Source organism: Microcoleus sp. LAD1_D3, from assembly GCF_036702135.1.
GTDB lineage: Bacteria > Cyanobacteriota > Cyanobacteriia > Cyanobacteriales > Microcoleaceae > Microcoleus.
In genome coordinates this window covers 1-21149 of the sequence record NZ_JAUBSB010000079.1, presented here as the reverse complement: position 1 = coordinate 21149, position 21149 = coordinate 1, and the positions used below count along the sequence as shown (strand labels likewise).

General features: G+C 45.6%; 15 protein-coding genes and 2 pseudogenes. 8 read left to right on the top strand and 9 right to left on the bottom strand.

The features are described 5' to 3' along the window. A partial coding sequence (locus QUA74_RS26740) for a calcium-binding protein (protein WP_333335043.1) occupies positions 1-1500 on the top strand: 1500 nt, incomplete at its 5' end. Positions 1501-1959: 459 nt separating this feature from the next. Continuing rightward, a complete protein-coding gene (locus QUA74_RS26735; protein ID WP_333335041.1) occupies positions 1960-6276 on the top strand; it encodes a choice-of-anchor Y domain-containing protein in 4317 nt (1438 codons plus the stop codon). Positions 6277-6662: 386 nt separating this feature from the next. On the opposite strand, the gene QUA74_RS26730 is transcribed toward QUA74_RS26735, so the two are convergent. Further along, on the bottom strand, positions 6663-8279 hold the full coding sequence (locus QUA74_RS26730) for a Ppx/GppA phosphatase family protein (RefSeq protein WP_333335036.1): 1617 nt from the start codon (positions 8277-8279) through the stop codon (positions 6663-6665). Positions 8280-8503: 224 nt separating this feature from the next. On the opposite strand from QUA74_RS26730, the gene QUA74_RS26725 reads away from it, so the two are divergent. From QUA74_RS26725 to QUA74_RS26710, 4 genes are all read left to right on the top strand, one after another. Then, on the top strand, positions 8504-9388 hold the full coding sequence (locus QUA74_RS26725) for a 4-hydroxybenzoate solanesyltransferase (protein WP_333335033.1): 885 nt from the start codon (positions 8504-8506) through the stop codon (positions 9386-9388). 478 nt (positions 9389-9866) lie between these two features. After that, positions 9867-10364: a TIGR00725 family protein gene (locus QUA74_RS26720; protein ID WP_333335030.1), complete on the top strand. Its 498-nt coding sequence runs from the start codon at positions 9867-9869 to the stop codon at positions 10362-10364. An 8-nt stretch (positions 10365-10372) separates the two neighbouring features. Next, positions 10373-10894 (top strand): hypothetical protein, encoded by a 522-nt coding sequence (locus QUA74_RS26715; RefSeq protein ID WP_333335027.1) that lies wholly within the window; start codon positions 10373-10375, stop codon positions 10892-10894. 282 nt (positions 10895-11176) lie between these two features. Further along, on the top strand, positions 11177-12394 hold the full coding sequence (locus tag QUA74_RS26710; protein ID WP_333335024.1) for a TPM domain-containing protein: 1218 nt from the start codon (positions 11177-11179) through the stop codon (positions 12392-12394). 123 nt (positions 12395-12517) lie between these two features. Here QUA74_RS26710 and wecB read toward each other — a convergent pair whose 3' ends face one another. Continuing rightward, complete coding sequence (wecB, locus tag QUA74_RS26705; RefSeq protein WP_333335021.1) at positions 12518-13630, bottom strand: non-hydrolyzing UDP-N-acetylglucosamine 2-epimerase; 1113 nt, start codon at positions 13628-13630, stop codon at positions 12518-12520. Positions 13631-13838: 208 nt separating this feature from the next. Between wecB and QUA74_RS26700 the strand changes: the two genes are divergently transcribed. Next, positions 13839-14408 carry an rRNA large subunit pseudouridine synthase E gene (locus tag QUA74_RS26700; protein WP_333335019.1) on the top strand — a complete coding sequence of 190 codons (570 nt, stop codon included), beginning with the start codon at positions 13839-13841 and terminating at the stop codon, positions 14406-14408. A 65-nt stretch (positions 14409-14473) separates the two neighbouring features. Here the strand turns inward: QUA74_RS26700 and QUA74_RS26695 are convergent, their stop codons facing one another. Then, the gene (locus tag QUA74_RS26695; protein WP_333335015.1) at positions 14474-14626 is read right to left on the bottom strand and encodes a hypothetical protein; all 153 of its coding nucleotides are present in this window, start codon (positions 14624-14626) and stop codon (positions 14474-14476) included. Further along, the gene (locus tag QUA74_RS26690) at positions 14589-15434 is read right to left on the bottom strand and encodes a hypothetical protein (protein ID WP_333335012.1); all 846 of its coding nucleotides are present in this window, start codon (positions 15432-15434) and stop codon (positions 14589-14591) included. Before QUA74_RS26690 ends, QUA74_RS26695 begins: the two co-directional genes overlap by 38 nt. Before the next feature lie 196 nt (positions 15435-15630). Here QUA74_RS26690 and ctpB point away from each other — a divergent pair, with 196 nt between their 5' ends. Beyond that, entirely contained in the window at positions 15631-16950 is a 1320-nt protein-coding gene (gene ctpB / locus QUA74_RS26685; protein ID WP_333335009.1) for a carboxyl-terminal processing protease CtpB, read from the top strand. A gap of 84 nt (positions 16951-17034) precedes the next feature. Here the strand turns inward: ctpB and QUA74_RS26680 are convergent, their stop codons facing one another. From QUA74_RS26680 to QUA74_RS26660, 5 genes and pseudogenes are all read right to left on the bottom strand, one after another. Beyond that, positions 17035-18486, bottom strand: a complete 1452-nt coding sequence (locus tag QUA74_RS26680; RefSeq protein WP_333335006.1) for a ribosomal protein L7/L12 — start codon at positions 18484-18486, stop codon at positions 17035-17037. Between the two features lie 371 nt (positions 18487-18857). Further along, entirely contained in the window at positions 18858-19253 is a 396-nt protein-coding gene (locus tag QUA74_RS26675; RefSeq protein ID WP_333335003.1) for a divalent metal cation transporter, read from the bottom strand. Positions 19254-19347: 94 nt separating this feature from the next. Continuing rightward, positions 19348-19785 (bottom strand): annotated as a pseudogene (locus QUA74_RS26670) (heavy metal translocating P-type ATPase); the annotation flags it as partial. A 217-nt stretch (positions 19786-20002) separates the two neighbouring features. After that, the gene (locus tag QUA74_RS26665) at positions 20003-20437 is read right to left on the bottom strand and encodes a VOC family protein (protein WP_333335001.1); all 435 of its coding nucleotides are present in this window, start codon (positions 20435-20437) and stop codon (positions 20003-20005) included. 224 nt (positions 20438-20661) lie between these two features. Then, positions 20662-21149: pseudogene (locus QUA74_RS26660) on the bottom strand (TIGR02652 family protein); the annotation flags it as partial.

The following is a 21149-nucleotide window of genomic DNA, read 5'->3' as shown; positions in this document are numbered from 1 at the left end:
ACGGGAACTCCGACTCCAACTCCCACGGGAACTCCAACGCCAACGGAAACTCCGACTCCGACTCCCACGGGAACTCCAACGCCAACGGAAACTCCGACTCCGACTCCCACGGGAACTCCGACTCCAACTCCCACGGGAACTCCAACGCCAACGGAAACTCCGACTCCGACTCCCACGGGAACTCCAACGCCAACGGAAACTCCGACTCCGACTCCCACGGGAACTCCGACTCCAACTCCCACGGGAACTCCAACGCCAACGGAAACTCCGACTCCGACTCCCACGGGAACTCCGACTCCGACTCCCCCGGAAACTCCAACGCCAACGGAAACTCCGACTCCCACGGGAACTCCGACTCCGACTCCCCCGGAAACTCCAACGCCAACGGAAACTCCGACTCCGACTCCGACGGGAACTCCAGACGATCGCGATTGCATTTGCGAACAGATTACCCTACCCGCGATCAGTTCGATTCCAGGCCCGAATTCTGTCGATCGCACTTTCAACGGCACTGACGGCGACGATTTCCTCATCGGCAGCAATCTCAACGACGCTATCAACGGTTTCAACGGCAACGACATTCTGCTGGGCGAAAAAGGCAACGACAATATTTACGGGGGACTGCCCAGCAATATCCCCCTTGGCCCGGATACAGACCAAGACTTGCTGTTTGGCGGCAATGGCAATGACTACCTCAACGGCAATGCCGGCAACGATCTCATTTTCGCGGGTAAGGGCGATGATGTGGCGATCGGCGGCAAAGACGATGACTTGATTTGGGGTGACAAAGGCAATGACACTCTGGTTGGGGCTCAGGGTAACGACTGCTTGTTTGGAGGCAATTTTGACCCGTTTAACCCTGACTCGAATGGACGCGATTTGCTGTTTGGCGGTGCTGGCAACGACTTCTTGAACGGGGGAGATGCTGCGGATACTCTAAGGGGCGGCGAGGGCAATGATACGGTTTACGGGGGCAAGGGCAATGATGTTGTGGTGGGGGGTACTGGCAACGATCTGCTGTTGGGCGATCGCGGCAGTGATAGCATTTGCGGCGGCGACGGGGACGATACTATTTTAGGAGACAGTGCGATCGACTTTAACGCCGAGCCTGATTCCCTGGGCGGTGGTGCTGGCAATGATTTGATTTTTGGCAACGGCGGTAGTGACAAGCTATGCGGTGAGGAGGGCAACGATACTCTCTATGGCGGTAAAGGCGACGATTATCTGATAGGGGGTTTGGGCAATGATATTCTCAGCGGCGGCATGGGGCGCGATCGCTTTGTTTTAACAGCAGGTGAAGGCAGCGATCTAATTACTGATTTCACAAAAGGTGAAGATTTGCTGGTATTAGCGGGCGGTCTAACTTTTGCTCAACTTAGTATTACCCAAAATGCTAATGCAGCTTTCATCAGGATTGGTGAGAACGGTCAACTGTTGGTTGCTTTGAATGGAGTGCAAGCTAGTGCGATCGGTCTGAATGATTTTACCATCTTCGGGTAAGCACCAATTAATTAACTAAGGTGCGTACTCCGCACCTTAGTTAATTATGTTGGGTACACAGCGCGTAGCTTGCCGCTATGATATCGTTTCCGGTAGCATCGCAATTATTAGCCAACATTAGGACACGGCGAGTGCCTAAGTCCCTACAATATTATTTTCGGTAGGGACACGGCATTGCCGTGTCCTCGCTTATCATGTATGACTGCAACGGGAATTGATATGAGTAGTGTATCAAATCACTTTTTGCGTCCGGGAGTGCGATCGACAATAATAGAAGCTTTTGCTTGACAGTGCTAAGTAGTCAAGATATTATTTTAGTACGAAATTTGACATTAATTAGCCAATAATACGGAAACACTACTGACAGTATAATTACGCAAACTAAATTTATATTGTTTGTAAAAGAGTAACAGTAGTTGACAGCTAATACATAATCATCTCAAATTTAGGTGCATCTAGATGGGACAGATAATTATTAACGAATTCCGGCGCGCTACTGGAAACATTACAGGCAACGAGTATGTAGAGTTACTGCTGACTGAAGATTTAACAGCAACTCAGCTTCAGAGTTATTTTGTAGGCGACTCAACTCTTCCAACAGCAGCTAAATATTCTGCGTACAGATTTACTAATATGGTCAATATTGCTCCTGTGTTTAAAGCAGGAACAATAATTGCGATCGGCGGTTCGCCTGTTGATCAAGAGATTGTCTACAACCCCATACCGTCGGGAACAAACAACGATTGGAACATTCGATTGAGTCCCCAAGGTGGATTTTTGACAAAGCTGCTCCCAGCCGGAAATTTGCATGGGGATTTCGCAGAGTCAGATGTTGTTTATGTTGATAATGCTAGCACTACAAATACCAATACAGTAGATTCGATCGCCTGGAGGACATCGGGAACTCACGGAGCCTTTGGGAGTGCAGCTAAGGTGCAAATTCCAGCACCACCCAACGGGGGTAATGTCGAGTTTTTGAGCGCTCTTGGCGGCATCAACAGAACTGCTAATTATGCTGTAGATAGTCCAGGTTCCTTGGGTTTGCCAAACGGCGGAATTAACACTATTTATATTAACAGTCTCCGCAATCCGCAGGTTAACATCGCTCCGACTTTGGCAAATTCTAATTTTAATACTCTGCTCCCAATTAATGAAGATATACCCAGCGCCGCTAACACAGGCTTTAGTATTTTTAACCTCACTAGCGAGTTAGGAAGTGATGCTAATGGCGATCCTTTGGGTGTCGCAGTAACCGCTGCAGACAATACTAACGGTAACTGGCAATTTTCAACTGATGGCAATACTTGGACAAATTTCGGCACAGTGTCGGAAAGTTCAGCAACCGTACTCGGCCCGACTCTTCTTTATAACGGCTTACTTGGTAATACTCCCACTGCTCAAAATTGGCTGTCTTTGACGAACTTAAATCTTGCTTCTCCTACCGCTACAGCTTCAGAAATATTTAGCGGTAATGGAGTTAATTTAAACAGCACTGCTGCCAATAGCATTTATGCTGGCTATACAAATAATCCTTTAAATCCGTCATTTCCTCCGCTCGATCGCACTACCGGCTTTAGCTTGTCTTTTAATCTCCAAATTATCTCGGAATCCCGCACTAATCAAAATCAAGCTGGTTTTAGCATTGTTGCCGTTACTAGCGATCGCAAAGCCATTGAAATCGGTTTTCAGCAGCTATCTGAAAACTCGGGAAATATTTTTGCACAAGGAGACGGCATTACTCCCAACCCAAACGGACAAACTAATAGCTTATTTGTTGCCGCTGAAAATATTTCTTATAACACCAATATTGCTACTAACTACAATCTCAGAGTTCAAGGTGACAATTACTTTCTTTCCGATGGCAGCGATATCATACTAAGCGGCCCGCTGCGCGATTATTCAGAATTTAGCGACCAGATAGATCGTTACGAAACTCCTAATTTTCTATTCCTCGGTGATGGCACTACCTCGGCCCAAGCTAACATCAACCTGACGCGGGTTTCCCTGCAAACGCCTGCGAGAGTCCGCTTTGTACCCAACCAAGACTATTACAGTACGCCTGGAAGCGAACCAACAATTACTTTTCGGGCGTGGGATGGAAGTAACGGAGTGGGTAACGGTACTGCGGGCGTCAATGCTTCTGTTACCGGGGGAACAACGCCGTTTAGCACTAATAGTTTAACAAGTTCGATCGCAGTTAATCCAGTCAACGATGCACCTTCGTTTGTCAAAGGAGTCGATCGCACTCTCAGCAGCAATTCGGGGCCACAAACCATCCCCGCATGGGCTACAGCCATTTCCCCAGGCCCTGCCAACGAATCAGGACAAACTGTGGCTTTTCAAGTGGTAGGGAATGACAATGCTGCTTTGTTTAGTGTACCACCGGCGATCGACTCGGTGGGGACGCTAACCTTTACGCCGGTGCCGGGGGCGATCGGCAGTGCTAATATCACTCTAAACCTGAGAGATAATGGCGGTATAGATAACGAAGGTATCGATACTTCTGACGACCAATCCTTCATTATCAACCTCACAAATCCAGGCACATTTAAATTCAGTAACGCCAATTACAGCGTTAATGAAAACGGTCAATTTGCCACAGTTACCGTTACTCGCACTGATGCTACTAATGTGGCTGCTGCTGTCAGTTACACTACAAGTAATGGCACTGCTAATGCTGGAAGTGACTATAACCAGACATCGGGAACTTTAAACTTTGGCATTGGCGAAACTGCTCAAACTTTCACAATTCCAATTGTTGATGATTCAGAGATAGAAGAGGATGAAACTGTTAATTTAACTCTGAACAATCCCACTAACGGAGCAGATTTAGGAGCAATTTCTAGTGCTATTTTGACTATTGTAGATACAACTCCAACTCCGACGCCGACACCTGCGGAAACTCCAATTCCCACACCGACGCCAATTCCGACTCCGACTCCGACACCTGCGGAAACTCCAACTCCAACTCCGACGCCAATTCCGACTCCGACTCCGACACCTGCGGAAACTCCAACTCCAACTCCGACGCCGACACCTGCGGAAACTCCAATTCCCACGGAAACTCCGACTCCGACGCCGACACCTGCGGAAACTCCAATTCCCACGGAAACTCCGACTCCGACTCCGACACCTGCGGAAACTCCGACACCTGCGGAAACTCCAACTCCGACACCAACTCCGACGCCTGCGGAAATTCCAATTCCGACACCGACGCCAATTCCGACTCCGACGCCTGCGGAAACTCCAATTCCAACACCAATTCCGACACCTGCGGAAACTCCGACGCCTGCGGAAATTCCAACTCCGACGCCAATTCCGACGCCAATTCCTGCGGAAACTCCAATTCCGACACCGACGCTAATTCCAGGGGAAAATCCGACACCAATTCCAACGCCAATTCCGACTGCGACACCAATTCCGACGCCTGCGGAAACTCCAATTCCGACGCCAATTCCTGCGGAAACTCCAATTCCGACACCGACGCTAATTCCAGGGGAAACTCCGACACCAATTCCAACGCCAATTCCGACATCTGCGGAAACTCCAATTCCGACGCCTGCGGAAACGCCGATCGCAAATCAGAATTCGATCGCCCCAACCACATCTCCAACAACCGAAACCCCCGAACCTGGGCTAATTCCTGCTGCTTCGGAAGACTGTATGTGCGATCGAATCACTTTACCCGATCGCACTTCCATTCCCGGCCCGAATATCCCTGAAAATATCCTCAACGGTACTGACGGTAAAGATACTCTAACCGGCAGTGATATTAATGACATCATCAACGGTTTCAACGGCAGCGACTGGCTAAATGGCTTTCTCGGCAACGACAATATTTACGGCGGCCTGGCTAGCCCAGTTGCTGTTGGCGCGGATGCAGACAGCGACACCATATTTGGCCACGAAAATAACGACTATCTCGTCGGCCACGCTGGGAATGACATTATTTATGCGGGTAAAGATCATGATGTGGCGATCGCAGGCAAAGATAATGACATAGTTTGGGGCGACAAAGGCAACGATACCCTGCTTGGCGATGAAGGTAATGACAGTTTATTTGGCGGCACTTCTGATGCGTCTGACGGTGACTTGACAGGAAAAGATTTGCTTTTTGGCAATAACGGCAACGACGTTTTATACGGACAAGAAAGCGAAGATACTCTTGCTGGGGGCGAGGACAATGATACCTTACATGGCGGCAAAAATAACGATATAATTTGCGGTGATTCTGGCAATGATTTGCTGTTTGGAGATTTGGGAAATGATAGCATCTGCGGTGGCGACGGCGAGGATACGATTTTCGGAGATATTGACAATATCGCGACGAATTCTAGCAGTCAAAAAGATTATTTGTGTGGCGGTAGCGGCAATGATTTAATTTTTGGTAATCAAGATGCCGATCAATTGTGCGGCGGTGACGGTAGCGATACTCTCTACGGCGGTAAGGCTGATGATACTTTGATTGGGGGAATTGGCGACGACTGGTTGATGGGAGATTTAGGAAACGATACGCTGCAAGGGGGAAGCGGGCGCGATTACTTTTTCTTGACTGCAGGAGAAGGCCACGCTGTAATCGCTGATTTTACGCAAGGTGAAGATTTATTAATTTTAACGGGAGGGTTAACGGTCGATCGACTCAGCATAGTTGAAGAAAACACTACAACTTTTATCAAAATTGCCAACACCGATCAAATCTTAGCTAGCCTCAACGGCGTACCAGCTAATCTCATCACTCAACAGGATTTTACAGTAATCGGGCTACCTAGTTTGTAGATAATATGGAATCCGGTTGTATCACAATGATCGCTAATATCATGTCCGATCTATTAACTATAATATCCCGGTCGGGGCGGGTTTTTGAGATTGTCAATTATTGGCAGGTATTGTTGGTGAGGGGAACCCCTACAAAAATCGCGATCGCTCGACCGGATATGATATGAGACACTACTTAAATCTTTCGTATAGCGTCAGCAAATAGTCATATCGCATTGATTTATCCTCTCTAAAATTAATCTACCCTGCCTTCAGAAAGCAGGCTAGGGCGATCGGGAGGAGTATGGAATCAAACACAATATTGGTACTACACTTGGGGTTAAGTTGAAACAAATGGTGCGAAGTACGCACCATAAAGTTTCTCCTTTCCCGGATCTGCCTTGTATTTAAACCGGAACGAGAGTCGGCGACAAAGTTGCCACTAATTTGAGATTGTACTCATCTTCAAAAGACGGCTTTTTATAATCCAAACTCCACAGTTCCAGAGCGCAATCGTCTTCGGGATTGAGCGGCTGCAACCGCAAATGAAACTCTCGAACTTCCGGGCGGTATTCGCATTTAAAATCAGAAATTGCGCCAATCTGCCGCCTGTCCAAAGCCACAGCCAATCGCAGAAAAGGATGCAATTTACTAACTACTTCACGGTATTTTTTTGGAATAATCAAAAAATTTTCGTGCTTCTTTTTGGGAGGATTTTTTCGGTGATAGCGAGCTAAATTGGCAATGACTTCAATCTCTGTTTCAGTGTATCCCAATAACTCACCATTGCGAATTAAATAGTAAGAATGCTTGTGGTGCGCCGAATGACTGACGTACAAACCGCAGTTGTGTAGAATCGCGGCCGCCCACAACAACTCCCGTTCTTCGGTGCCCCAATTGTGCAGAATTCCTTGAGTTTGGTCGAAGAAATTGAGCGCAAATGCTGCGGTTCTTTCGCTTTGTTCTAAATTGACTTGATATTTCTCAGCCATGTGCAGAATGCTGCGCTGGCGGATGGAACCTTGATAGCGCAAGCGGTTTTCGATCAAACCGTGGCTCAGCATCCAGTCAACAATTACGCCTTCTCTTAGAGAGCGATCGCAAACAGTCAGCGATTCCATTCCTAATAGTGTCATTGCTTCCTGCAAAATCAAAGCGCCGGCCAGAATAATTTCCGCCCGCTTGTCTGACATTCCCGGAATTGCCAACCTTTCGGCATAAGAAAGTTTGCGAAAGCGATTGACTAAATCGCGCAAATCTTTTAAACTTAACTGATATCCGGCTAGGGGACTCGGCACTGTTCCCAACTTTTCGCGAGCGTTAATTGCAGCCAGAGTTTCGATGGTTCCAGCAGTGCCGATCAAACGCAGAGGTTCGCCCGCATTGAATTGAGAGCGCAATTCGTCGATCGGTCTTTCCAGCGAAATCCGAATATAAGCTTGCAAATAAGCAAACTCCTCCTTGCTAATCGGGTCAGTTTTGACAAATTGTCCTGTTAAGCGAACAGCACCAATTTTTGTACTGGTGAGACAGCGAGGTTCTGAACTGTCTCCTAAAATCAACTCAGTAGAACCGCCCCCAATATCAATAATTACCTGAGACTGATTGTTAAACTCCATACCTGAAAGTACGCCGAGATAAATCCTCCGCGCTTCTTCCTGACCAGAGATTAAACTAACATTCAGGTCTAATTCTTCAGAAACTTGTTTGAGAAAATCCCGCCCGTTAGGAGCTTCTCTAACAGCACTCGTCGCCACAGCGATAATTTGTTCAGCATTGAAAGTTTTAGCAATATCTTGAAAACGGCGCAGAGTGGCGATCGCTCTTTCCATAACCTCTGACTTCAAGCACCCTGTCTTAGCTTCGCAATCGCCCAACCGAACCGTATCTTTTTCTCTAGCAATAATCGTAAACGCGGGCAATTTCGGATCGATCCGCGCCACCACCATGTGAAACGAGTTAGTACCCATATCAATAGCAGCAATAATGCGATTTGACTCCGCAGAAGCAAGTGAATTAACCATTGGAGTGTATCGGGGTTGACAGATATTTATAATTATTTCACGAATCCAGTGAGGCATTCTATTAAATTAGCAAAAATTTGGAACTGCTGACGGGTCAAGACTTTCACCTGTTTTAAATTCCGGCAGAAGTGCGATCGCCAGCAGAGATAGTAGCAGAGATAATAAGTGATTGTGCCTAAAATTTGATAAAATCTAGAGTTAAAAATATCAAATCTAGAATTGAAATGCTTAAAGAGCCCGATCGCCCAACCGAATCCACATTGCTAACCGTCGTGAGGCTTTTGAGGTGGGACAAACCAGCAGGAAGGCTCATTTTAATGATTCCAGCCCTCTGGGCAGTCTTTTTAGCAGCAGACGGGAGGCCGCCCGCAGCATTGGTGGGCGTGATTGTGTTGGGAACCTTAGCCACGAGTGCGGCTGGATGCGTGATCAACGACTTGTGGGATCGCGATATCGATCCCGAAGTAGAAAGAACGCGATCGCGCCCGCTAGCATCCCGCGCCCTCACCGTGCAAACTGGAATAGGAGTTGCATTAATTTCCTTTGCTTGCGCGGCGATTCTCGCTTTTTATCTCAATCCTTTAAGCTTCTGGCTGTGTGTCGCCGCCGTACCAGTAATTATCTGCTATCCGCTGGCCAAAAGATTCTTTCCCGTGCCGCAATTAGTGTTATCAATTGCCTGGGGTTTTGCTGTTTTAATTAGTTGGAGCGCCGCCGTTAATGAATTAGAATTAGCGACTTGGCTGCTGTGGGGTGCAGTCGTGTTGTGGACGATGGGATTTGATACAGTTTATGCGATGAGCGATCGAGAAGACGATTTGCGTTTGGGGGTGAATTCCAGCGCGATATTTTTCGGGGATAATGCTGCTAATGCTGTGGGTTTTTTCTTTGTTGGTACTGTCGGTTTGTTAGCAGCAATGGGAATTAATCTGCACTTGCACATTGGTTTTTGGATGGCAATTAGTGCGGCGGCTATTTTGTGGTTTTTGCAATATAGTCAACTGCGGAATGCGGATATTCCCAAGCTTGTTTACGGTCAAATCTTTCGCCAAAATGTTTGGGTGGGGTTTGTGATCTTGGCGGGGATGATTGTTGGGGAGATTTTTTAGTTTTTTGTAGGACTTTTGCTGCAGGAAACGGGTATGAAAATCCAATGATTGAATTTTGACAGAATAGCTTCACATAGATTTAAGCCTCAAAGCCTTTGTCTCTCTGCTTTGTATCGAAGTCTCCAACGGCTGCACATCCCCGAAAAAAGGGGGACGAGCGATCGCTTCTTCCCCCTTTTTCAGGAGTATTATAAATAAATATATTTAGTTAAATATACTTATTTATCAATCCAATTAAATTAAAACCTTTACATAAATTAATGAGGCGCAGGCTTCTAAAAACTGATATTATATTTTTTTGTTACCCAAAATTCTACTCAATTATACCCAATATTGGTGGATAAAAATAAATAAAAACCGATTGTGACAAGTGAGGCGGCGGCATCTGGCTAATAAAAATCGAGAGCCATTTCTCACCCAGATTCCGAAGGGTTCTCGATATTTCAAGAATGCAATATATTCAACCCTAAACTATGATATGAAAAGAATCATCATTGGCCTCATGGGCCCGGGCGAAAGTGCCACATCAACAGACTTAGAAAATGCCTATCAACTCGGACAACTCATCGCCGAAGCAGGATGGATATTGCTAACTGGCGGTAGAAATGTCGGCGTCATGGATGCCGCCAACAAAGGAGCCAAATCAGCTAACGGTTTAACAGTCGGCATCCTTCCGGGAAATGACACTCGCGGCATTTCTGAAGCTGTAGATATTGCTATTGTCACCGATATGGGAAACGCCAGAAATAACATTAACGTTCTTTCTTCAGATGTAATAATTGCCTGCGGTATGGGGACGGGCACAGCTTCGGAAATAGCACTCGCTCTGAAAGCTAACAAACAAGTTATCTTGTTAAATGACAGCGCCGAAAGTCAAGTTTTTTTTAAAGGTTTAGCACAATTTAACATCTTTGTGTTAAACAATGCTGTAGAGGCTATGAATCAAGCTCGCGAAATCCTAGCAAATCCAAGATGAAATCCAAGATGAGAGTAAGCAAATTCAACTTTTGTGCGATCGGCATTTTTCTGACTTTGGGGATTTTCGTCACTACTAAAGCAGACGGAAGAATTGCACAGTTCAGTTCCAGCAACAAATCCACTCAAAAATTAGCACAAACCCTCCCTCCTCCTCCCCCTTTCACACAGCCTGTTACCGAACAAGAAGCGCCACCTATTCGCAGCGAATCCGTGGGGGATCAAATAGCTTTAGCAACCCATTTGCAGACAATCAAAGCTAGACTCTACGGTGCTTACTGGTGTCCTAACTGTCACACGCAACAAGAACTTTTCGGCAAAGAAGCATTTACGGCGATTACTTACATTGAGTGCGATCCCAGAGGCAAAGATGCTCAACCAGATTTGTGCAAAGCTGCCAATATTAAAGCTTATCCCACTTGGGAAATTCGGGGTAAATATTACACAGGCCGGCACTCTTTGGAAAAACTGGCTATTTTATCTGGTTATAAAGGCAGCCGCAATTTTCTGCCACCAGTTCCCTCTCCTTAAAAATATCTAAATTCGTTCGCACTCGCCCACTAAGAAACCGGGTTTTTGAACCGAGATTGACGGTTTTCAGCAATTTTTTTAGTTAAAAACCCGGTTTCTCGCCACCCGCGCGTCCAGGGCTATAAATGTAAAGTGCTTATGGCGCACCTAAAATTATGATTTTTATGAATCCCACTTCTGAATAATATGAATTGACATGACACTGAGCTGGTTATTTAATTGTAATTAGGCGGACAGATATATGTCAATTTCAGATTAGCAGTTATTCAGGAGACTGAAGCGATGCAGTTACACTTTAACAACAAACAAATAATTTGGAGCAGTTTGCTGTGCTTTTCGGCAATTGCATTTCCCCTAACGAGCCAAGCTATAACAGTACAAGAAGTACCGAATCCCCGTCAAATAAATAATACTTGGGTAACGGACAGCGCAAACATTCTCAGCAACAGCACCTCAACTCAAGTAAATCAAATGATTTCGGATTTAGAGGCAAAAAACGGCTCGCAAATCGCTGTTGTGACAGTGCCTGATACTCAGCCATCGGCGACACCAAAAGCATTTGCTACAGAATTATTTAACTTTTGGGGAATTGGCAAAAAAGGTAAAAATAACGGAGTTTTATTGTTGATTTCGTCGGGGGAACGCCGCGTTCAAATTGAAACAGGTTCTGGCATTCAAAGCATTTTGCCGGATGCACAGGTAGTGGGAATTATTAAAACGGAAATTACGCCCAGATTTAAACAGCAGGACTTTGACGGGGGCACATTAGCCGGGACAAAGGCGTTAGTAAATGTTTTACAAACTCCGATGGTAAATGCTCAATCTCAAACCACGCTGCCTTTGGCTCCAATCGTACCATCTCAAGGGGTGAAACCCTCACCAATAGCTAGTCCATCGCCAGTTATTAGTAATAGTACATCACCAGGTGAAGATTCATCGAATTCAATCAATGGGTTACTTTTGGGGTTATTCATCGCATTAATACCTGGTTTCATTATCTTTAAGATATTTCGCAGCTTATTTTCTCGGAAATCTCGTTCCCGCCACCGCCGTTATCCGCGCAATTACAGTAGTAACAATCACAATTACAGCAGTAACACTCCCAATTACAGCAGTAACACTCCCAATTACAGTAGTAACACTCCCAATTACAGTAGCAGTAGCAGTAGCGATGATTGCGGTGGCTACTCCAGCATTAACAGTAGCAGCGACTACAGCATTAACAGTAGCAGCGACTACAGCGCTGTCGGTGCGGGTGGCGATTACAGCAGTAGCGACTGCGGAGGTAGCTTTGGCGGTGGCAACTCCAGCGGTGGCGGTGCGGGTGGCGATTACAGCAGCAGCAGTAGCAGTAGCGACTACAGCAGTAGCAGTAGCAGTAGCAGCAGTGGCGATTACAGCAGCAGTAGCAGCAGTAGCGATTATAGCAGCAGTAGCGACTACAGCAGTAGCAGCAGTAGCGACTACAGCAGTAGTGGGGGTGGCGGTGGGGATTGGTAATTCGGGAATGGAGGCATAAACCGAGTTTTTTTTAACAGGAATTACGCACTTTCTTTTAGAGTCCGCGCAGGCGGACTTTGTTTGTGTAGTTGCGGTTTCAACCGCCCAACTCGCGACGGGTAGCTAACTAAAATACTTTTTAACAATTTTCAAAATCCGTGAGGCTGCCAAACCGTCCCCAAAGGGATTAATTGCCATTGCCATTGCGTTGTAAGCATCTGAATTGCTCAGCAATTCTGCCGCTGCTGTGAAAATTGTATCAGAATTCGTACCTACAAGTTTAGCAGTTCCTGCGGAAATCGCCTCTGGCCTTTCTGTGGTTTCTCGCAATACTAAAACTGGCTTGCCCAAACTAGGTGCTTCCTCTTGCAAGCCACCGGAATCTGTTAAAATTAAATGACATCTTTGAATTGCTCCTACTAATTCTGCGTAATCTAAAGGTTCAGTTAAAAATACTCTGGGATGGTCGCCCAAAAGAGCTTGCAAAGGTTCTCTAACAGTTGGATTTCGGTGCAGGGGTAGCAGTAAAGCTGTGTCGGGAAATTTATCTAAGATTTGGAGAAATGCGTGAGCAATTCCTTGTAAGGGTTCGCCCCAATTTTCGCGGCGGTGAACTGTTGCTAAGATAGTGCGATATTTGCTCCAATCTAATTGGGGAATGTTGCATTCTGGTTCGCGTTTGGCTACGGCAAGCAAAGCATCGATTACTGTGTTGCCTGTACGGTGAATTTCTCCCCAAACCCCCGATCGCCCTAAATTGTCTTGGGCCAGTGCTGTAGGGGCAAAATGCAGCCGTGTGAGCTGAGATATCAACCGTCGGTTAGCCTCTTCGGGGTAAGGATTGAACACGTCGTCTGTCCGCAATCCGGCTTCTACGTGACCTACGGGTATTTTTTGGTAAAATGCAGCCAAAGCAGCGGCAAATGCTGTCGTTGTATCGCCCTGAACTAAGACGATGTGGGGCTGCAATTCTTTAAACAAGGCTTCCAAACCCTGCAAACTCCGGGATGTAATATCTGTCAAGGTTTGCTGGTGCTGCATAATTGCTAAATCCCGATCGGCTTTTAGATCGAACATTCGCATTACTTGTTCGACCATTTCTCGGTGCTGACCGGTTAAAATTACTTGGGTGTCAAAGGTTGGCGAACTTTTGAACAGTTGAATTACTGGGGCTAGTTTAATCGCTTCCGGGCGAGTTCCTAAGACGATGCAAACGCGGTGTGTGGCTTCGGGCATGGTAAAATTGGGTAGTTGAGATTTGTGAGGGTTTTAAAGGCTCAATATTTTATAGCAGGTTTGAATCGTTGGTTAATAAGATTTATTTTTTTATGAACCGCAGAGGGCGCAGAGGGCGCAGAGGAGAGAAGAGAGATAGAAGGTGTTTTTTTTTGGAGTTATATCGTTTCTGGTTGCACTGTTGGTACATTTTTATTGTTTAATTGTCATGGCTTATCGTTACATTCTATTTTATAAACCCTACGATGTTTTAACTCAATTTACTGACAACTCCAGCGAGACTAAACGCAGCACTCTCAAAGACTATATTCCTATTCCTAACATTTATGCAGTAGGAAGGCTCGATCGCGATAGTGAAGGTTTGTTGCTGCTAACCGATGATGGACAAATGCAGCACCGCCTCAGTGACCCGAAATTCGCTCATCCCCGCACTTACTGGGTGCAAGTTGAACGAATTCCCGATGCAAGTGCGATCTCCGCTTTGCAGACAGGTGTCACAATTCAAGATTATCGGACTCGATCGGCAAAAGTGCAATTATTGTTAGAAGAACCCGCTTTGCCGCCCCGGGAACCGCCGATTAGATTTCGCAAAAATGTGCCGACAGCTTGGCTGGAAATGACTCTGACAGAAGGCCGCAACCGCCAAGTGCGCCGGATGACCGCAGCAGTAGGGTTTCCGACGCTGCGGCTGGTCAGATGTGCGATCGGGCCTTTGCGTCTCGAAGGCCTCAAACCCGGTGAATGGCGCGAACTAACTCAAGCTGATTTTAGATTTTAGATTTTAGATTGGGGAATTACAGTCAACCGTCTTAACATTTAGGACATTCTTGATAGCTGAAACTATTACTGCGGCTGCATTTCCCTTCTTCCTTCTTCCTTCTTCCTGATATCCGTTACATCCGTTACATCCGTTACATCCGTTACACAATCCGTTGCCGAACTTCCTTCTTCCTTCTGCTTACTTTCGAGGTGGCAAAATAAAACTCTCGTTTCCATCCTTATCTTTTTGCACCTGAGCTCCCAACTTGACAAGAGCTTGTTTGGCCCTTTGACGCACCAACTTATCAGTTGTTTGAGCATAAACTGTGCTCCAAGCATTAAACAGCACCGGCACGCTATCGGGATCTCGGCGCAAATACTCAGCAGTTGCTCGAAACACCGGCGCCAATTTCGACCCTTCTGGGCTTCCTTCCACCCAATCAGCGGCCATTTCGTGGGAGCGAATTGAGTCTGGAATATCCCCCAACAGCAGCAACTCATCAAGACCTTTAGTTCGCCACACTATCCAGGATTGGGAATGAAGTTGCGGCGAAACGGCAAGGGCCCTAGTACCACGCTCTATAAAGCTAACAGCAGTTTCAGGCTTTCCCTGATAAAAAGAAATCGCTGTGGAAAGAAACAGGTAGATGTCAGCCCACCGCGGGTCGCGCTGCGTAACTATGTCAAAATAATCTTGGCTCAGATTGTAGCCCGTCACATTTCGGGCTTCGTCGTCGCCAAAATACTGCAAAAATTTGAGAAATGTCCAATCTGCAATTAAATTGTCAAATCCAAAACTAGGGATAGTTTTGAGCATTTTTAGCCGCAGGGCTTCTTGCTGCGCTTCTTGCTGTGCGGCTTGCTTGAAACTGGCAGCAGACATTGCAGAGAGCGGCTTTTGGCCCTGAACGCCAACTGGGGACATTCCGCCCAACTCCCGGCTAGACTGCATGGCGACGACCCCCGCCAGCGCTGCTAGACCGATAGCTCCATTAACGAGCAGGCTCAACCACTTACGCGAAAATTGTTCGATTTTAGCTTCCACGGCACTTTATAAATCCAAGTTTTAAATTAAGTTTATTGAAAGAGAGTAATAATTGGTTGGCGATCGACTATGAATCTCGTTAAACTGTCCAAAGGGATGGTGGAGCCTCCACACAATAGTTTAAGTAGTAGTGTGAGATTTTTTAGCAATATAAAATCTCAAATCAAAAATCTAAAATCGAATTGAGCCAAATTCAATGAATCAAGCCCGCAGACGCTTTTCTAAATTACAGGCAGCCCTGTTCAGTGGGGCGATGGCAACAACCGCTTCGATATCTTTACTCGTTCCCGGCCTGAGCCAATCAGTCCGCGCCGAGCTTCAAGATAGCCCCAAAGCTGTCTTAGATGAAGCTTGGCAAATTGTGAACCGAGACTATGTTGATGGCAGCTTTAACAAGACTGACTGGCAAGTAACCCGCCAAGAACTGCTGAGCAAAAATTATACCTCTCGCGAAGCTGCCTACACCGCCCTCCGCAAAGCCCTAGAGAAATTAAACGACCCCTACACCCGCTTCATGGACCCGAAGCAGTACGAAGCGCTGACGAATCAAACCTCCGGGGAACTGACAGGGGTGGGGATGAGGCTGGAAGAAGACGAGAAAACGAAAGCGATTACCGTAGTCGAGCCGATGGAAAATTCCCCGGCCCTGAAGGCAGGGATTCAAGCGGGCGATACGATTTTGGTGATTGACGGCAAAACTACCAAAGGCATGACTGTCTCGGATGCGGCTCAGATAATTCGGGGCGACGAAGGCACGAAAGTCACGCTGCGGATTGCTCGTGAGGGCAAAAGCGAATTTGATATCACTCTGACTAGGGCGAGAATTGAGGTAGCAGCGGTTCGCTACAGCCTCAAGAATGAAGGCGGTCAGAATGTGGGTTACATCCGTTTGCAAGAGTTTAGCTCCCACGCGGGCGAACAAATGCAGGCAGCGATTAAAAAGCTCTCGGATCAGAAAGCTGATGCTTTTGTTTTGGATTTGCGGGGCAATCCCGGCGGGTTGCTGCGAGTGAGTATTGATATCGCTCGGATGTGGATGGATACAGGGGCGATCGTCCGCACAGTCGATCGCACGGGCGATTCTCAGGAAATGCGCGCAAACCGCACTGCAATCACTGATAAGCCTTTGGTGGTGCTAGTGGACGATAACTCAGCCAGCGCCAGCGAGATTTTAGCCGGTGCTCTGAAGGATAATAAGCGCGCAACTGTGATGGGCGGCCAAACTTTTGGCAAAGCTTTGGTGCAGTCGGTGCATTCTTTGGCTGATGGTTCGGGATTGGCGGTGACGATCGCTCACTACTATACTCCCAACGGTACGGATATCAGCCAGAAGGGGGTTACTCCCGATGTTAAGGTGGAAATCACCGACGAACAAAAGCTGAAATTAGCTAACAAACCGACGTTAGTTGCAACTAAGGACGATCCTTGCTACGCGCAGGCGATCGCACTTTTGAAAACTACCGCTTCCTCGACCCGTCCCGTTGCTGCTAATGAGGTTCTTGTTCCTAAGAAGTAGTTGAAACCGTCAGTAGTTAACAATAAGCATGAAGATGAAACCCGCCGATGCGGGTTTTGTTTTTGTAGTTTGAATATATTGGGTTTACAGCCCTATTAGTTTACGCTTTAGAGCCGTAAATTCTTCGTCACTAATAACGCCTTCCTTATGTAGGTTGGCAAATTTAGCTAATTCATCAGCAGCAGATGGAGAGGCTGAGCTAGCTGGTTTTTGCTTTACTTCTCTCATTCGTTTTTCTACAATTTCTTTAAAAACTTTGAATTTTTCATTACATTCTTTGCCTCTGAATGTGATTACATTTTCTTGATTATGCTTTTTTTCATTAGGTTTTGGGAAGTATCCAAGGTAAACAAATTCGAGAGTACCATCCAAAATGCCACTCTCTTTAAAGTTTATAACTGTTATACTTTCCACTGGAATTTTTACCAAATTAGCATCTTGGTCGAAAAAATTCAAGACTTTGAAAACAGCACCGTGGCTAATAACTACATAATCATCAATTAAGGCAACCTCTCCACCAAGGGTATTTTTAGCATGGGGATAATCTTTCTCTAATACGGCTTGTTTGTCCTTGGCTATAACTTTTTCTGCATCCTTTTTGATAGTTTCCCTAAGCTTAGGATCCAAACCGTCTAAGCTCGTCTCTAATTCGTTTAAGCTAGCGCACAAATGGAGATTTCTTTGAGCTGTTTGCGTTATAAAACCTATCTCCAAATTCACTTTTATTTTTTCCGCATTAGCTTTTTGACTGACGTTTTCAGCAGAAGACTGTATCTGAGATAGCTCTCTCACTTTGTTAATTAAATCTTTTTCACAAAGTTGATTTAATGTCTCACTTTCCTCATCAGAGGTGATTATGAGCTTAGCTAGATTTACATAATTCTCAGTAAGCTGTCCTCTGTATGTCTCTCTCATGTCAAAGATATTTCCTACAGAGCTTTTTATCTTGCTCCACAATCCTTTTTTTGACTCCTCGTGACGTGTTAATCGTGCATCTTCCTCCTGTGCCAGTTTTATTTTAGTTTCAGCAATATTTTTCAATAATCCTACTATTTTTTGCTCGTTTGATCCCGGCAATTTTCCCTCATTAAATGCAACTAACCCCACCTTTTCAAGTTCGGGTGATAGTTGTTTAAATTGCTGTTGAACTTCTGACAATGTTTGACTAGCTGTTGCTAGGGCTTCTTGTGCAGTGGTCTCTTCTTTTCGGAGAAGTGATACCCGCTCCTTGATTTGCTGCATAGCCTCTAAAAAAGTTAGATTTTCGCCAGCTTTGAAATTTTCTGATAAGGTTTCTGCCGTTTCTTCGGTAGCCATCTCTACAACACTAACTATAGCTCCTGCCCTTTCCAATTCGAGTTCAAACTTTTTTGCTTCCTCTTCTATACTTGTTTTTACAATAGATACGGGTGCCGATTCTATCAAATCTTTTGATTCTTTCAGCCCTAAACCTGTTAAACTACGAACAGCTTTCAAAATAGAAATTTTTCTATCATCAGGGACTTCAACTAAGGTAACGTTCCAGTTCAAAGACATAAAGAGATTAGTTTTAATTAATTCAACATTTTACTACAGGGCGGTTTCATTCTCGGTAGGGGCAATCCCCCCGTGGTTGCCCCCATGTCTGAAACGCCTGTGAAATAGTGTGAAATAGTCTGTGGGGGGGTAGGCACGGGGGCACTACAAAATCGCGATTTTTGTGAGAATAAAACTGCCCTCCATTTTACTATAACATGACGAATCCATAATAAACTGTATATTATTATAATACACAAAGCTTAATCATAAAGCGGTTTCAACCGCTACTATACAAACAAAATCCGCCTGCGCGGACTAAGAATAAGAGGGATATTTAAGCCAAATTTGGTATTATTTGCCCAACTTGCCAATTACTAAAAAATGGTTGGTCATAACAGCCAACTCTTTAATTCTACTATAATACTAGCCACTAACCAAGCTAAGGTTTTCAGCCAAAATGGATTCACAAACTCTCCCATTAAGTTGCGGTTTGAGGTAAACATTAGCAAGGCAATTACTGCAAAGGGTAATTGCAAAGTGAGAATCACTTGACTGAAAACCAGTAAATTAGTTGTACTGCCTTCCCCAAACAAGATAATTACGATCAAAGCCGACACAATTGCAATCAGTTGATTCAGCAAGCGCCGCAACCAAGGTTGCAGTCGAAAATTTAGAAACCCTTCCATCACAATCTGTCCTGATAGAGTTGCAGTCCAGGTTGAGTTCTGCCCCGAAGTCACTAAAGCAAAGGCAAAAATTGCACTAGCATAACCCACACCCAGCAAGGGAGAAAGCAGTTTTTAAGCATCTTGAATTTCTGCTACTTCTTGATAGCCGGAAAAATGAAAGCTGGTCGCAGACAATATCAGAATAGCTGAATCGCCCTACGGCAAATTCTTGAAAAAGTTCTCCGATTTTGCAAAACAACATCACCCCGACTGCTTCAGGGAGTTTGTGAATAGTGACAGCGCCGAGTGTTGCTAGAGTCATTAAGAAATTTTCATCAAACACTCTGCCTCGCAGAATGTTGCGACCCGCAGTGGTTAAAACATTCCATCCGCTTAAAAGATAGGCTGGGATGAAAACCAGATATTCACCTATAGAATAGGGCGTGTTGTGCAGTTTTTATTCAAAAATTGAACCGCCAACAAATAGTACAACAACCAATATCACAGGAATCAAGAATTGATTCAGGTTAAAATCTCCGTAGCCGTGGCCGTGGCCGTGGTCGTCGTCGTGGTTATGATTTTCATGGGTGGGATTGTCGTCGTGACTGCAACTACAGCAGCCGGAATCGCTCGCTTTGGCTTTTTGCAAGGTTTTTCCTAGGTTTATTCTAACACATACTCGTATGAATAGATATTCAGATTATTGGGTCACAAATAAAATCTACTATATTTTGAGTTAAAAATTTAGTAGATTTTATAAAAATATTGTTAAGTTGGTAGGGAACGTTATGAGGGATTAAGAGTAATAACTCTTCTCAGTTTCCGATTGAGAGAGACAATGATTATCCATAGTCGTTAGTAATTAACTAATTAAGCCGCCGGATAAACTCTAAGGGCAAACCGTCTGTATCGGCAATAAAAGCTACTTCGTAAATATTTTGCCCGATCGCCTGTTGAGTCGGTTCTAATAAAACTTTCAAAGGTTGAAACTGATTGGGTTGCTCTTTAACTGCTTCCTCAAAACGTTCTTTCATAGACTCCAACCAACTAGGCAAGTCAGTTGTCGCCTCAGTTAAATCAAAAGATAAATGATAATATCCAACATAATGCTCGTCTCCGAAAGCATCCGGTGCGGGTTTTGGTTCCGGGATTTGAATTAGTTCAATGCGTCCGTTGAGACCTTCCATCCAACAGGCTAGGGTGTAACCTGTGGTAAAGCGATCGCTCACAGTAAATCCCAACTGTTCGTAAAAGGCGATCGCTCGGTGTATGTTAGCAGTGCGAATCGAGGCGTGGTGCATTCGATTTTATATTTTAGATTTTAGATTTTAGATTTTAGACTGGGAAGTAGGAATTGCGATTTTAGATTTTATATTTGAGAGGGTAAACTCGGAAGTCGGAATTAAAAACGATCGCATCTGTTGCCCGAAAGTAATAGAGCCTTGTTTTTTCTTCCTTCTTCCTTCTTCCCTCTTCCTTCTTCCTTCTTCCCTCTTCGTTCTTCCCTCTTCCTTCACTTATTCACTTATTCAAACAACCGAAAATAAGGATATCTAATCGGAACTCCCGGCTCTTTTTCCAAATCAAAATTAATCACTTCCCAGCAAGGGTCTTCTTGGGGCTCGGGGCTAAAATCCACAGGCAAACCGTACAGTCTCGGCCGGGGCGATTCCGCTTGGCCGCGCCAAGGCGTGCTGCGTTCCAAATAAGCGCTGATTAAGTCCCGATAGCGTTGAGCAACGATCACGCGAGTTGCTCGGTAGCCTTGAGTATAAAGTCGATCGAGCGCTTCGTGAATTTCAAACCGAATCCCGTCCGGGTGGGTGTGCTGGCGATACCATTCATTCTCCCAGCGGCGCCAGTGCCGCCCAGACTGAAGGTGAACCAGTTCCCCCGTTTTTGGATCTGCCTCAAATGCCCCGTGACGCGGACACAAATAGGTATCCGTTAGCGTTAGAGCCGGAATTGTTTGGCGACAGTGGGGACACTAAATTTCCGGGCCAAACATCGGGT